The organism is Legionella qingyii (assembly GCF_003990155.1).
Lineage (GTDB): Bacteria > Pseudomonadota > Gammaproteobacteria > Legionellales > Legionellaceae > Legionella > Legionella qingyii.
Map to the genome: position 1 here is coordinate 76,025 of NZ_RZGX01000012.1, position 14,907 is coordinate 90,931.

Here is a 14,907-nt window from a genome sequence, read left to right on the forward strand (position 1 = left end):
TCCTTAATACATACTCATTCCCAAAGAATTCATAATTCCCCTATAAAGTCCGTATACAGATGAAGAATTCTTGCTAGACGAAAAATATTTTGCTTCATGAATGTCCTTTTGAATTGTTGCTCCTAATCGCTTATTTAGCTCACTGTATGTTTCTTCTTCGCGTCGTTCAAATACAAATGTGCAATAGTAACTGAACTCGCTCAAACATGAATTAAAAAAATCCTTGTCCATTTCTTCAAGAGATTGGACTTCTAAATGACTACGAAATAAATCAATCAAAGATTGATAAAGATAATTACTTACTGAAGAACTGTATTGGAACCACTTAACCAAATAAATTCCAATAAGAACCTGTCTTCTAAATTCATTAAAATCATCTAGAGTTAGCGTAGGATCTCTCTTAACAACTTTAACATATTGGATTAACTCATATGTCTCATCTAAACTGTGAGCCAGCATACTTATTGTATCCGCATCATCGATGGCAACATGATTAGGAATGAATAAGGAGAAAAAATTCAAACATCCCACATGGTGTCCATAAGATCGCGCTAAACACGTTGCTAGTCTTTTCGCTTTTTGCTGAAATTCGGCAAACTTTGTCATTGCGTCCCTCCTGCAAATTTTGACCCGCAATAACTGCAACGCGTCATTGTCCAAAAATGTAAACGCCTTCATTTTTTATAGCAACCTATAAAAAATATTGCAACTATTAATTTAACTAATTGAACATAAAAAGAATTAAACGTCTTTTTTCTAGTTTTTTTATGCCCAATAAGTTCTAGGATAACTCAGCAAGTTAGATATGAAGAAGGAGTTATAAACTAAGAATGAAGCCCGAGTACAGCACAGTGGAATCGGAGAATACAGTATTATCGCTTCCGGATCCCACTACCCTGCGCTCAGACTACTAGATTATCTTGAAAACCGCTCGTCTATCGAATTGATTAACTGTTGATGAATCCCATTAAAACCTCGGTTACTCATAACCAAAACTGCATCTCCTGCTTGCACTGTATCGGTTACTTCTTTAATAATTTCATCATGGTTTTTACAGATCTTATAAGGACAAGTCCAGTTACTTACTGTTTCATGCAAGTTAAAATCGTGTGGTTCTAAAACATACGCTCCATGAACTGGTTTCAAAGCATGTGCCATTTCATCCGCGTGAACACCAGTGCGCATGGTATACGAAGCAAACTCTAACACTGCAAAAATACGTTGATGTCTATTACTTTGTTTTAAAGCATCAACCGTTCGCATAATGGCTGTAGGATGATGTGCAAAATCATCATAAACAGTTATATCATGTTTATTTGACCGAACCTCTAATCGACGTTTAACTGGTGTAAAACGTTCTAAAGCTTTCGCTGCAACTTTTGGCTCAACTCCAGCATTTACACTAGCAGCAAGAGCTGCTAAACCATTTTCCACATTAAAACGCCCAATTAATGGCCATTTGACTTCGGCTACTTCCTTTCCATGATGTAATACTTTAAATGCAGAACCATTTTCCTCAATCAATTGGGCTGACCATTGAGCATCTCCATCCAAAGCCAACTCTTCGATTCGTGAATATTGGCCACGTGCAATCACTTCATTCAATGCTTTATCATCTCGTGGTTTAATTGCGACACCGCTCGCTGGGATAGTTCTCATCAGATAATGAAATTGCAATTGAATCGCTGCTAAATCAGGATAAATATCCGCATGATCAAATTCCAGATTGTTTAAAATAGCAATTCTTGGACGATAATGCATGAACTTAGGGCGTTTATCAAAAAACGCACTATCATATTCATCTGCTTCAATTACAAACCATTTACCCGAACCAAGACAAGCACTCGTCTTGAAATCAGAAGAGACACCGCCAATTAAAAACCCAGGATTAAATCCTGCTTGATGTAGAATCCAGGCAATCATTGAAGTAGTCGTCGTTTTGCCATGCGTACCAGAAACAGCGATTACTTGATATTTGGATAAAATATTTTCAGCAAGCCATTGTGGTCCAGAAGTATATTGCTTACCTGATTCGATGACTGCTTCAAGTACAGGCATTCCTCTTTTCATCGCATTACCCACAATGACCAGATCTGCTTGCAACGCTAAAGTAGTATCATCATACCCTTCAGTCCAGATTATTCCTTTTGCTGCAAGCAAATCGCTCACTGGAGGATAACAATTAGCATCACTTCCAGTAACCTTATGTCCTGCATCACGCGCGAGTAAAGCCAGAGCGCTCATAAAAGTTCCGCTTATACCTAAAATATGTAAATGCATGATAATCCTAATTTCATTCTAATAAAGAAACAGTTAAAACATTAACCGCTATTAAACCAAATGCAGCTAAGACGGATTGAATCGCTGTTGTGTTTAAAGCGAACTTATATATATGTGCTATGATAACAAACTGCCAAACAGATAATCCTAAACTGAAAAATAAATAAAGAACACCAACAAATATTAATAAAGGATTTCTTAAATTAAGAGCAGACAGATAAGGAGCAAGAATCATCAAAGGAACCACCAATATATGAATAATAATATTGATACAGTATAACGAGGTGACCGTTTGCACCAATCGCGAAGTCAATCCCTTAAAATACAAAGTCAGGTAAGTATAAATAATATAAGAAATAACCAAGCATATTGAAATGAATGCATTATTGATTAGATCTTCAGAAGAATTGAAATAAGAATAATCCCATTCAATCGTCATAAGTAAAATCAACAAAATACTACTTAATACCATCCGGGAGATGGAGTAAGGTGTGTTTTCCGGGCTGTCCTTTAATAAACAAATATCCCAATAACGATCAAATATAAGATGTAACATTTAAGCTAAATCCCTCAGATTAGGATTCTTCCTTTCTCATTATTTTCTTAATAATATCGAGTTGTTGAACAACAGGTTCGTTCCAAGGTCCTGAAATTTTGTAACTGTATGCAGAAATTTTTTGCATACTTTGGTTAATAATTTTATTTGCAACCCAGGCTGCGACACCCGCTACAGGACCACCAGCAATAGTCGCAACAACAGGCAAACTTGCAGTTATATGTGGGGATATTTTCAAGTTCAGATCATAAGTATGTTTGACTAAATCAAGATCTCCTTTCATGCTTGCATAAGCAACAGGACCATCAAGATAACTGTCTTGAGTACCCATAATTCCCTTATTCACTAGGAAGTTTCCTTGAAAAATATCGAAACTATATCCTTGATGTGCCAAATCACTAAAATCTAATTGTAAGCGGCGTGGAATGGTTTGCAAACTTAGGATACTTAATAATTTACCGAGACCTAACTTTTCTTCAGTCTCCTTACTGAGATGCGTAATTCTTCCATTTTTAAGTTGTAAATACATCGATCCTTTCAACGAAGCAAGAGAGAATTGATACAAACTTTTATTCCAACCACCATGAAATTCCATATATCCCTTTTTTGCATGTACCGTTGGGGTTATATGCCAACGCTCCAAAGTTTTAGCCAAATTTGTGATATTCAGTTTTACATCAAGATTAGTTTGATTTAGATTCTCTTTCTCAATCCATTCTCCCTGAACATTAAACTGATATACTGGAGATGTGATCTGGCAATAGTCCATTTTCCATTTTCCAGCAGTGGATTGGCTTTTTAAAGTTACATCACCCACTTGCACTTTTCCTACAGACAAATTATCAACTCGTAAATTAAGATTCGGTATTTGGTTTGGATGCACCTGGTTAGCCTCAGTAAGTTCCTCTCCTACTGAATCAATCTTATCTAAATTTAAATGGTAGATATGACCACTTAATTCATTTGCAGGTGTTCGATAGATTAAATCCGCCGCAATGTTTTTCTGCTGTAAATTAAAAGACCAATCTTTACTAGGCAATATTTTTGCTTTGACTATCATTTTATTAAATTGCTGCTTCAAAAGGCTCAATTTATCTACAGTTACATTGATAATGCGCAGATTGTTTAATAAGGATGTTCCTGCTTTTGGTGAAGAAAATTGATTATATACATCCTTCCATTCTTGTAGATCAAATCCTTTTAAAACACCAACAATAGATAGTCCAGGTAATTTTTGATTTACAGCATTGGCGCTACCTAATCGTACTTGTCCTGAATCAAAAGCATATGCTTCTTTCGCGTTTTTAAACAGCAGATCTGCACTTAAACGATTGTCGTAATTTCCTCGTAAACGCATTAATTTTTTCGCATTGAGCTCAAGATTTAATGCCAGAGGGGCCTTGGTATCCGATTTTTTACCTAAAGGCTCCGGCAAATTAACATCCAATCCTTCTAAAGAACTATTAAAACTGATGCTGTCTGCTTCAGAGGGTTTATCACTTAACCTCAATACCGTGTTCATATCGAATGAACCATCAACTACAGAAAGAAACGGTAATTTAAATTGGTTTTTCAAGGAATCAACCGTACATTTTCCATCAATTGCGATCGTTGTAGCAGGCCTGGGTACTTTAACTGATTGAATTTTGATATTCATTGGATGTCCCAAGATACTGGCAAACAGGTAACTATCGATTATCCCTGTTTCATTAAACATCAACCCACCTGATACATTTCGTACAGCAAATTGACCTAATTCATGATTGACTGTGATCGTATTATTTTTAAAGGTCACATTCCCTTTAGCAAGCACTTCATCATTTTCTGGATATAGAGGCACCTGTACACTCAAATCAAGTAAAGCTGAGCCCTTGACAGACAACATTTTTAAAAGCGATAGCTTTTTCCTTAACGGAGACGCCATAACATAATTCATCATTTTTTGTACTGATGCATCAATTTTCCCTGTCACCAATAAACTCTCTTTATTTTTTCCTATGTCATTAATGCGCAAAAACAATTGCTTTGCAGGTACACCCTGGAAATTAGCATGGACTATATCAATATTCAGATTACGATTTTTTAGATGAATATATCCATCAATCTCCTTTACAACCGGCCATTTGGAATTAATTGCAAGCTCTCCCCCGCTTGCATAACTTTCTACAGTGAACTCGCCTGTATTGTTATCAAAGGGGAAATCTTTTGCCAAACCATTCACTCTTACTCTTCCACTCGCGACTGCGATACGTTTTAAGTCATTCTTAAGCCAAAGATATAATTTGGGTTTCATGTGCTTTTTAGGTAAAAACGCAACCCATTGCTGCCAATTTTTTCCAGAAAACTCAGCGCCTAGACGAATATTACCTACAGATTGTCGAGTCGCCTGATCGATTGCTCCTTGCATACTTAATGTGAGTTCGGGCTGGTTTATGACAAGTCGTTCCATACTTATTCGCAAACCATCACTTAACTCTTTCCAATCAAAAGCTCCATTAATTAAGGTTAATGTTTGTTCTGGATAACCTTTAACTTTTATTGAGGTATTTTCAGAGTCAAGTTCTAAACGTCCTTGTTCCGGCTGCCAATTTATGACACCTGAAAAATTTTTTACTTGAGGAATATTGTCCTTGGCATTCCACCCTAATTGCTCAAAACGTGTTAAAACATAATTTATTGAATAGTCATTTATGGAAAAATCATTTCCTCTTATGTGTAATGTGTCATTGGCATTCTGAGATGCGCCAAGAGATGACGAGGATTGTGATGTTAATTGTTCATTCACAGTAAAGGTGTTAAAAACAGGGATTGGGGGAATAACTGAAACATTCGTATTTAAGGCGACAAGAATCTGGGTATCTTGCAAGATTCCTTGAGGCTTCATGCTCAATATATTTTGGATGCTTTTGGGCCAGTTAATCGCATTAGAAAACAGCGATTCAATAATGATTGATTTTACAAATAATTGGTAACTTTGTTGTTCTCTATTGTATTTAAGCAATAATTTGTTCTCAGGCCATGTCACACCACCCACCCGCAATTTAATCGGATCGGCTTGAAACTGCCACCCCAAATTGTCGGGCTTCCAAGAGAGATTGGCAAAGAATGATTGAATAAGCTGACTCTGCTGATTGTTCAATAGTCTCCAAGCCAGTCGCTTAAATGTTACCTGCGCTTGTATTGAAGAAATCGCCCCATGATGCACATCAAGCCATAAATTAATATAACCCTTACCACCTTCCAAATGTTCTGTTGCTTTAGGAAATAAACTTTGCCATTGAGCAGGTACAACATTTTTGGCTGAAAAATAAAACTTTCCTTCGATATCCTCAAAATGATCCGGATCAAAATATCCATCGCCTAGCAGCTGAAAATTAGTACTACTGGTTTGTGCAAGCCGCGCTTCGCCCTTAAATTTATAATGCCCACCCCGATTAATAACCGAAACATTTAAACCATTAACAGGAATCAATCCTCCATCACTAAAATGGAAATATGCTGAAACCTGCTTAATAATTAAGTGTTCTTGTTGCGATAGCCAAATCAAAATCTGCTTGGTTTTCTCGGGAGTCATATCGCTGCTATTCAGCGAGTCGGTTGCAACACCATCAATAGTCCAGTGATGATCCTTCTCTCTCAAATTTAAATGCATGTCATCAATATAGAGGACCCCGGGTTGGATCTGCCAATTCCATAACGATTTAAAGAGGTTAATACCGACTAACAATTTATTGATACGAAATGCATGCTCAGAATCATTACCTAAAGTAACCTGATTTAATTTAAGCACTGGTTGGAACCAATACCATCCTGTTTCCATCGCTTGTATAGTTACGGGTTGCCCTATAAGAATTGAGAGATGATGTTCAACCTCCCCCTTATATTCTTTCGCCCAGGGTGTCAAAGATCGGAAGATGCTGGATAAAACAGCCATAAAAATAATCAGGATGGCTAAAAGCATCCAAATTCTTTTTACTACTTTGCTCACGCTTAGTGTTCGATTACTCATTGATTTTTTTACTATACCATTGCTTTTGCGCATACTCATCATTTTCTTTTTGTTCGATGCGCTGGAGTTTGAGTTGTTCACTCTTATTAACCCGGTCAACCAATTGGTTGACCCCTTCTTCAGAAATCTTTGCCTGTTTGTAATTTAGTTCGGCCTTAGACCTTACTTTCCCTAAATAAGCTAAATGTGCATTCAATTGTATTAAAGCTGTGTCCAAATGGCTAATAAAATCGATTCGATTACGTAGTCGAGCAACTACAGTACCTTGTTCACCAATTTTCTCAACTTGTTTTAAATAATCCTGTCGATAAGACACCAATTGCTCATGCTTTAACTTATTATGTTTGAATTGTTCCTGTGCTTTTAAAAGATCTTGATATGCGGCATATGTCGCTTCCTTTTTGATCTGCAAAAGTTGTTTTAAACGCTCCAATCGCTGACTCATCAATTAGCTCCAAAAGATGATACTAATTGGGATAACATAGCCACACTTTCTTTATAGGTGAACCGTTCGTTGATACCTTGCTCCATATATTCCCGAATTTTATCTCGAGCATGAATCGCTTTATCAAGATTAGGATCACTTCCCTTAGCATATGCACCGAGCAGAATGAAATCTTTGTTTTTCTCATATAGTGATAAATATTTTTTGAATAATAACATATCACTTATTTGTTGTTCAGGAACTATAGTTTGCATTACTCGGCTTATCGATGCCTCTAAATCAATAGCAGGATATTGTCCTTCTTCAGCAATAGACCTGTTTAGAACAATATGCCCGTCCAAAATAGCTCGTGCTGCATCAGCAATCGGATCTTGCAAGTCATCCCCTTCAGTTAAAACTGTATAAAATGCAGTGATCGAACCGCTGCCTGGTTCACCATTACCTGCCCGTTCTACAAGTTTCGGTAATTTCGCAAATACCGAAGGAGGGTAACCTTTCGTTGCTGGTGCTTCACCAATAGATAGAGCAATTTCTCTTTGTGCTTGTGCAAAACGTGTTAATGAATCCATAAGCAGTAGCACATGTTTACCTTGATCGCGGAAATACTCAGCAATACTTGTAGCTACTTTAGCCCCATGCAAACGCATTAGGGGGCTTTCATCTGCGGGAGCTGCCACTATTATGGCGCGCTTTAAACCTTCCTCACCTAAATTCAATTCAATAAATTCTTTGACCTCTCTGCCACGCTCACCAATCAAGCCAACAACAACTACGTCCGCTTGGGTAAAACGAGTCATCATTCCTAATAAAACAGATTTTCCTACCCCTGATCCCGCAAACAATCCAATTCGCTGTCCGCGCCCAACAGTAAGTAATCCATTAATTGCACGAATGCCTACATCCAAAGGTGTATCTATGACTGCCCTTTTTAAAGGATTAACTGCTGGGCTAATTAAAGGATATGCATCCTTCATCTCAAGAGGTGGACCATCATCTATAAGAACCCCAGATCCATTGACAACTCGCCCTAGTAATTGAGTCCCCACTTCTACCTGTGCAACGCGTCCAGTTGGCGTAATGATCATTCCTGGGGCGAGTCCCTGAATCGCCCCTATAGACATCAAATAAACTCGATCGTGGCTAAAGCCAACTACTTCCGCTTCTATTGTGCGTGATTCATCAATAGTAATAAAACAACGTGCACCAACAGGTTGATTAAACCCTTTGGCTTCTAAAGTAAGACCAACTGCCCGGCTTATACGGCCGCAATGTAATAACCCTGAATGTTCTTTTTCTCGAATTTCAGACAATACCTTAACCAGATGAGACTCGTAAATTTTCATCGGTTAACCCTGATCTTTTAAGGGGGCAATTAGATTATCTTGAGTAATATACTTTGTAAACAAAGTCGCTAGACGGGTATATACTCGGCCATCCAATTCACTGTGTTCGCCCTTTAAATAGAAATCGCCACGGCTCAATAAAGGATCTGCTACCAGAATCTCTTGTAAACCTGGTATTTCTTTTTCACCAAATTCACTTTTAATCCAAGCTACATCATCTGGATGCATAGCAAAGATTTTGTTAGCTTGTAAAGAAGGCAACTCTAATTTGATGGCATTGAGTATGTTTTTTAACAGATTAGGATGAACGGATAACTCAATCCCAATACAATGCTGGCTTAACCAAATTACAGTTTGTATAAACTCTTGCGTAACTTGTTCGTCTATTAGCTTTACTGGATTTTGTAATAGATCAAACCATCGTAAAAACTGCTTTCTTTTTTCCTCAATTTCGGCTTGTGCTTGTTGCATGCCTTCGGTATAGCCCTTTTTTATAGCCTCTTGTTTTAGGCGTTCACACTCAGCGAGAAAAAGTTCCTCTTCATTAATTTCTACTTTTGCTTCATTATGAGTTATTGACTCATATTCCCAAGCGCTAAACCCACTATTACTTTCTCTTTTCTTAAGGTAAGGCTCAAATTCATTCGACATATACTTATCATCCTGAAAATCATATCCAATCATAAACGCAGCCTCGTGGGATGAAACTAAAAAATAATTCTAGCTTGTTGCGCTTCAAACCCTTAAATCATATCATCGCCACCTTTGGAACCCAGAGCAATCTTACCGTCTTCAGCAAGGCTTTTTGCTATACCCAGAATATCTCGTTGAGCACGCTCTACATCAACAACTTTCACAGGACCTTGTAGCTCAATATCTTCACGCAATAAATCAGCAGCGCGTTTAGACATATTGGAGAATATTTTTTCCTTGGTCGGTTCAGTTGTACCTTTTAAAGCCAGCTTTAATTGCTCAGGCGTCACATCACGCAATAAAGTTTGCATGCTCCGATCATCCATATCCACTAAATTCTCAAAAACAAACATTTTGTCTCTGATTTTTTCACTTAATTCTTCGTCCCAATCTTTAATTTTATTTAATACCTCTTCTTCCATAGAGCCATCGAAATAGTTAATTACATCAGCAACACTCTTAATGCCTCCTACAGAGGCGGTTTTACTTACTTTCTGCCCACTAAGTTGTTTTTCTATAACTTGTCCCAGCTCTGATATCGCTTCTGGTTTTACTGTATCAATATTGCACATACGCAATAATACTTCCGAGCGTTTATCGACACTAAAATAACGCACTACTTCTGCTGCTTGCTCACTATCCAAATGAATTAATATAGTAGCAATAATTTGTGGATGTTCGTTACGAATTACATCAGCAATTAATCGACCATCCAACCATTTTAAACGATTGAGTCCGCTGTCTTTATCTGAAACCAAAATTCGGTCAATGAATGGAGTCGCTTTTTCAAGACCTAAAGCTTCAATGAGTACTGTACGTAAATAATGCTCCGTGTCTACTGTTAAACTCGTTTGCTCTCCAATTGCATGGGTAAATTCAACCAATACATTTTCCATTTTTGCCTTGGTAACATTGCTCAGCGTCGACATTGCAACACCCACCTTTTGTACTTGCCTCGGCTCCAGATGTCTTAATACTTCAGCAGCATTTTTTTCGCCCATACTCAATAGTAAAATGGCCGCACGCTCTATTCCATCCATAGTTACCCCCGATCAACCCAATTTTTAACTACTTGTGCAACACGTTTGGGCTCCTTATCCACAACCTGCCGTAATAAATTTAATTGTGACTCATAATCATTTGCATCTTTGATTGAGATTGTTCCGTCGTAAGTCAAGTCTCCTATAGGCGGTTCATCACTCTCAACTTTACCCTCATTTCGATTACTGGCAAGTGTTTTAAGCATTGGTCTAAGTACACCAAAGATTAAAGCCAAAACAAATAACGCAGCTACTGCCTGCTTGACTATCGACCAGAAAATATCCTTCTGCCAAAAACGCTCCTCAGGAATAGCCGCGACAGGATCGGGTTTAACAAAACCTGTATTGATCACATTCAAACTATCACCACGCTGTATATTTAACCCAATTGCATCTGCAACAAGCAATTTGATTTGATCAATTTCCTTTTGAGTCAACGGGGCTTTGGTCATTTTTTTAGTTTTCTCATCCATTACCGCTCGATTATCTACTAAAACTGCGACTGAGAGACGTTTAATTGTCCCCGGTTGATTTTTAGTATGACTAACCGTTTTATCCAACTCGAAATTTTTGGTGCTTTGCTTACGCAAATCTGTGGATTGATTTGTATCCGATGCTGTTTGCGTTTGTGGCGGTGGGCCATTTTTAGGAGGAGTATTCTTGGCTGCAAGAGCAGGATTGGTTTGTGGTGTATTAGATAAAGTGCCTGGAACTCCAACAGCATCACTTGAGGAACTACGTTTTTCCTCCATTGTTTGTTCGCTACGCAAAGAAGGTAGTTCAGGATTAAACATTTCTTGTGTTTGTTCATAACTTGTAAAGTCAATATCCGCAGAAACTTTCGCCCTAACTCGACCATAACCAAGTATTGGCGTTAAAATATCCTGAATTTTTTGAGCATATTGATGTTCCAAATTTTGTCTGTAATCTAAATATCGTTCTGTATCTGTAAAAAAGGTTTGCCCCCCACCTTCATTTAGCAATTGCCCATCCTGATCGACAACAGTCACCCGACTTGCAGATAAATTTGGAATACTGGATGCAACCAAATTCACAATTGCTGCAATTGTATGTTTTTTAAGCTCTAAACCAGAATAGACATCAAGGAAAACTGAAGCGCTGGGTTCATGTGCATCACGAACAAAAGCTGATTCGCGTGGAATTGCTAAATGAACTCGAGCTGATTTGATATCATTAAACTTACTTATAGTACGAGCCAGCTCAGCTTCCAGAGCTTGCTTATAACGCGCATTCTCCATAAATTGGCTGCTATTAAATGCATTAGCATTTGAAAAAAGTTCTTCTGAACCAACGGGATCACGAGGCAATCCTTCCATTGCCAATTTAAGCCGTGCATTTTGGAGATTATCAGCCGCAACCATAATCATGCTGTTGTTATTATCAATCTTAAAATCAATTCCATTACGTTCAAGAGCAGATACTACCTCAGCAGCGTCACGTGCATTCATTTGCGTATATAAGGGAACATAATTCGGATCGCGAGACCATAAAACAACAGCTAAACCAATTGCAATACTGGCAGCCACACCTACTAATAAACCAATTTGTCGAGCAATAGAGAGATTCGCAAATTTTGCTGCGACTGTTGATGCACTATCAGCCAATGCCATATTAAACTCCTAATTATACTGGCATATTCATAATGTCTTGATATGCTTGTACCACTTTGTTACGAACTCGAACCGTAGCTTCAAGCCCCAAATTGGATTTTTGAGCTGCTATCATAACTTCCCCTAGGCTTACATTAGGATCCCCCATTTCAAAACGTGCTTTTAAAGAATCAGCAGATTGATTTAATTCATTGACTTGATTCATAGCTTGTTGAAATACAGAGCCAAAAGGAGATTGATTTGCTTCTGTCTCAATAACTGAGCCTTCAGCTTTAGCAGACATTGTCTTGATCTGATTTAGTAAGTTAACTGTATTAATTTCACTCATATCCCTATTTACCTCATTAATCGGTGTTTTATCCATTTTATCTGTTACCCGTGGATTCTCGATGTGAATAGAATCGCTTAATCCGCAGATATGGCTTTGCCTTGCAGGCCCACCAAATACCCATGCTGGAAAATTTTTTTATACTGTATAACCCTCTTCGCGCATTTTTGCTAATTTATAGCGTAGAGTACGCTCACTTACCCCCAATAAAGCAGCTACTTTTTGTCTATTTCCTTCATTCTCCAGTAAAGTTTTTTCGATTAATTCAAATTCATGAATTTGTAAATTTTTACTGTTGGCATTTGAAGTAGTTTCAGGAACCAATGTAGCATTTAATGACAATTGTAAATGCTCCGCTTCTATAATACCTTGAGTTTGTAAAACTAAAGCGCGTTGAATCACATTATCTAATTCACGCGCATTTCCTGGCCAAGGATATGCCAACATCAGTTTCTGAGCAGCTGGACAAATCACTGGAACGACACGCTGTTTATGGTGACAGTGTTTACGAATCAGATAATTAGCTAATGGAATGATGTCATTCTTTCTTTCACGTAAAGGATGCCACTGTAAAGGGAAAACATTCAAACGATAAAATAAATCTTCCCTAAAACGACCAGCCTTTACTTCATCTTTAAGTTGTCTATTCGTAGTAGCTAAAATGCGAACATCTAAACTAATTGTTTTATTAGCACCAATTCGCTCTACTTCTTTCTCTTGTAAAACACGAAGTAATTTAGCTTGCAGGCTTAAAGGCATTTCGCTTACTTCATCAAGAAGCAAAGTTCCTCCCTGCGCTTGTTCAAATTTTCCGGGAGTGGATTTGTAAGCACCAGTAAATGAACCCTTTTCGTAACCAAACAAAGTCGCCTCAAGCATTTGTTCAGGAATTGCAGCACAATTAATAGCAATGAAAGGTTGTTTTTTTCGAGATGAATGATCATGTATAAAATGAGCCAACACCTCTTTACCTGTTCCGCTCTCACCACTAATCATCACACCAACATCTGATTGAGCTACTTTTAATGCCATAGTTAATAAGGCCTGACTTTTAGGATCCTTTGCAATGGGCTCACCAGTATCTTCATCAAACTCTACTTTAATGTATTGGTTGATTTTTTCAGTCAATACTTGAGCGCTGAATGGCTTTTGTAAATAGTCTACCGCGCCATGATGAAGTGCATTCACTGCATCCTGTACTGAGCCATAGGCAGTCATCAAAATCACAGGCAATCCAAGTCTTCTTTTTTGGATCTCTGCGAGCAATTGATTTCCATCCAGTTCATCCATACGAATATCCGTTAATACTACTGATGGATTATGGATTTCTAGAAGGGCTAAAGCTTCCTTGCCATCTTTAGCGGTAATATATGTATGGCCAGCAATAGTCATTGTTTCAGCCAGCGCTTCTCTTAATACTGGATCATCTTCAACGATTAAAACATGACTCATAGAAAAGTCCTTTTTCTAAGTGTTATAAAAAGGATATCATCCTAAGCCTGCCAGAGCACTTCATGAATTTTAATCTAAGTTAAATCAGAAGTGCTTTGCCATATTCAGGATGACAACTCAACATATTTACGGCAAAAACAAATTAACTTGTGTACCGACTCCCTCAGTAGATTCTAAACTGAGTCGACCTCCATGTGCTTTTACTACCGCATAAACAACTGCCAAGCCCAAGCCATTACCTTGGGCTTTTGTAGTATAAAAAGGAGAAAACGCTTGGTTTCTCACCTCTTCTGTCATTCCTTTACCATTGTCCTCTACTGATATTTGTATACCTGAATTATCTATAGATGCAAGTGTTAAATTAATTTCTGTTGCATCTGATTGTAATGAATTGATCACCAAGTTTAAAACAGCACCAATTAATGATTCTGCATGAATTAATGATTCACGAGTGGACAGTTGATTATTCACATTGAAGGTAACATTTTTAGCCAAAACATAGGGCTGTGCACGTTGCACTAGCAGGGAACACCAATAATTCATATCCATGCGCCTTGGCTCTATTGTAGTACCTCGTGCAAATAGTAATAAGTCCTGGATTTGTTGCTCAATGCTGGTATGACATTCTTGCAATCGATGAATCCAATTTTGAGTACGCACTTCTAAATCGGGAAGATTATTCAGATGTTCCGTATATAACATCGCCGAAGCCAATGGTGTTCTGATCTGATGTGCGAGTTGTGCAGTCATTGTACCAATTGAGACCAAACGCTTTTCATTTTCTTTGGCTTTCTCATAATCTCGAGTAGCAGTTATATCAGTTAAACTGACTAATATACCTGGCAAACTATCCAAAGTCGCGATTGCTACGTGGACTCGACGCCCATCTGCCAGAGAAACTTCATGCCCATCGTCGGCACGAGGAACAAAAGCACGTAAAATCACATCCAACCACAGAGAATCGAGTAATCCATATCCCAACATTGCTTCAGCGGGTGGATTTAACCAAACAATTCTTCCTTGAGAATTGATAATTACCAAAGCAGTTGGCAAGCTGGATAAGATATCCCATTCAGAAAGAGGTATTTGAGGCCTTACGGCACATGTTTGGTAATTAGAATAATGCATAC

The 14,907-nt window shown here is 38.0% G+C and carries 12 protein-coding genes; all 12 read right to left on the bottom strand.

The window, feature by feature from the left end; all coding sequences use genetic code 11:
- Positions 1-3: 3 nt before the first annotated feature.
- Positions 4-606, bottom strand: coding sequence for a hypothetical protein (locus tag ELY20_RS10150; protein ID WP_110142171.1), 603 nt, complete (start codon positions 604-606; stop codon positions 4-6).
- Positions 607-915: 309 nt separating this feature from the next.
- Positions 916-2,280: a UDP-N-acetylmuramate:L-alanyl-gamma-D-glutamyl-meso-diaminopimelate ligase gene (mpl, locus tag ELY20_RS10155; RefSeq protein WP_165831589.1), complete on the bottom strand. Its 1,365-nt coding sequence runs from the start codon at positions 2,278-2,280 to the stop codon at positions 916-918.
- Positions 2,281-2,293: 13 nt separating this feature from the next.
- Complete coding sequence (locus ELY20_RS10160; protein WP_110142173.1) at positions 2,294-2,836, bottom strand: hypothetical protein; 543 nt, start codon at positions 2,834-2,836, stop codon at positions 2,294-2,296.
- Positions 2,837-2,855: 19 nt separating this feature from the next.
- Positions 2,856-6,845 (bottom strand): YhdP family protein, encoded by a 3,990-nt coding sequence (locus ELY20_RS10165; protein ID WP_110142214.1) that lies wholly within the window; start codon positions 6,843-6,845, stop codon positions 2,856-2,858.
- Entirely contained in the window at positions 6,838-7,290 is a 453-nt protein-coding gene (gene fliJ, locus ELY20_RS10170) for a flagellar export protein FliJ (protein WP_058467987.1), read from the bottom strand. The genes ELY20_RS10165 and fliJ overlap by 8 nt, the downstream gene beginning before the upstream one ends.
- Positions 7,290-8,633: a flagellar protein export ATPase FliI gene (gene fliI, locus ELY20_RS10175; RefSeq protein ID WP_110142174.1), complete on the bottom strand. Its 1,344-nt coding sequence runs from the start codon at positions 8,631-8,633 to the stop codon at positions 7,290-7,292. The genes fliJ and fliI overlap by 1 nt, the downstream gene beginning before the upstream one ends.
- A 3-nt stretch (positions 8,634-8,636) precedes the next feature.
- Positions 8,637-9,284, bottom strand: a complete 648-nt coding sequence (locus tag ELY20_RS10180) for a flagellar assembly protein FliH (RefSeq protein ID WP_110142215.1) — start codon at positions 9,282-9,284, stop codon at positions 8,637-8,639.
- Between the two features lie 92 nt (positions 9,285-9,376).
- A complete protein-coding gene (gene fliG / locus ELY20_RS10185; protein ID WP_110142175.1) occupies positions 9,377-10,366 on the bottom strand; it encodes a flagellar motor switch protein FliG in 990 nt (329 codons plus the stop codon).
- A gap of 2 nt (positions 10,367-10,368) precedes the next feature.
- Positions 10,369-11,997 carry a flagellar basal-body MS-ring/collar protein FliF gene (gene fliF, locus ELY20_RS10190; protein WP_110142176.1) on the bottom strand — a complete coding sequence of 543 codons (1,629 nt, stop codon included), beginning with the start codon at positions 11,995-11,997 and terminating at the stop codon, positions 10,369-10,371.
- Positions 11,998-12,010: 13 nt separating this feature from the next.
- Positions 12,011-12,325, bottom strand: coding sequence for a flagellar hook-basal body complex protein FliE (gene fliE / locus ELY20_RS10195; protein WP_110142177.1), 315 nt, complete (start codon positions 12,323-12,325; stop codon positions 12,011-12,013).
- 138 nt (positions 12,326-12,463) lie between these two features.
- A complete protein-coding gene (locus ELY20_RS10200; protein WP_110142178.1) occupies positions 12,464-13,777 on the bottom strand; it encodes a sigma-54-dependent transcriptional regulator in 1,314 nt (437 codons plus the stop codon).
- Between the two features lie 126 nt (positions 13,778-13,903).
- The gene (locus ELY20_RS10205; RefSeq protein ID WP_110142179.1) at positions 13,904-14,905 is read right to left on the bottom strand and encodes a sensor histidine kinase; all 1,002 of its coding nucleotides are present in this window, start codon (positions 14,903-14,905) and stop codon (positions 13,904-13,906) included.
- Between the last annotated feature and the right edge of the window lie 2 nt (positions 14,906-14,907).

What these genes read in the sequence shown, in the direction of transcription:
- ELY20_RS10160 (WP_110142173.1), bottom strand. Translation starts at nt 2,836, where the DNA reads ATGTTACATCTTATATTTGATCGTTATTGGGATATTTGTTTATTAAAG.
- fliJ (WP_058467987.1), bottom strand. Translation starts at nt 7,290, where the DNA reads ATGAGTCAGCGATTGGAGCGTTTAAAACAACTTTTGCAGATCAAAAAG.
- fliF (WP_110142176.1), bottom strand. Translation starts at nt 11,997, where the DNA reads ATGGCATTGGCTGATAGTGCATCAACAGTCGCAGCAAAATTTGCGAAT.
- fliE (WP_110142177.1), bottom strand. Translation starts at nt 12,325, where the DNA reads ATGAGTGAAATTAATACAGTTAACTTACTAAATCAGATCAAGACAATG.
- ELY20_RS10180 (WP_110142215.1), bottom strand. Translation starts at nt 9,284, where the DNA reads ATGTCGAATGAATTTGAGCCTTACCTTAAGAAAAGAGAAAGTAATAGT.
- fliI (WP_110142174.1), bottom strand. Translation starts at nt 8,633, where the DNA reads ATGAAAATTTACGAGTCTCATCTGGTTAAGGTATTGTCTGAAATTCGA.
- ELY20_RS10200 (WP_110142178.1), bottom strand. Translation starts at nt 13,777, where the DNA reads ATGAGTCATGTTTTAATCGTTGAAGATGATCCAGTATTAAGAGAAGCG.
- mpl (WP_165831589.1), bottom strand. Translation starts at nt 2,280, where the DNA reads ATGCATTTACATATTTTAGGTATAAGCGGAACTTTTATGAGCGCTCTG.
- ELY20_RS10150 (WP_110142171.1), bottom strand. Translation starts at nt 606, where the DNA reads ATGACAAAGTTTGCCGAATTTCAGCAAAAAGCGAAAAGACTAGCAACG.
- ELY20_RS10205 (WP_110142179.1), bottom strand. Translation starts at nt 14,905, where the DNA reads ATGCATTATTCTAATTACCAAACATGTGCCGTAAGGCCTCAAATACCT.
- ELY20_RS10165 (WP_110142214.1), bottom strand. Translation starts at nt 6,845, where the DNA reads ATGAGTAATCGAACACTAAGCGTGAGCAAAGTAGTAAAAAGAATTTGG.
- fliG (WP_110142175.1), bottom strand. Translation starts at nt 10,366, where the DNA reads ATGGATGGAATAGAGCGTGCGGCCATTTTACTATTGAGTATGGGCGAA.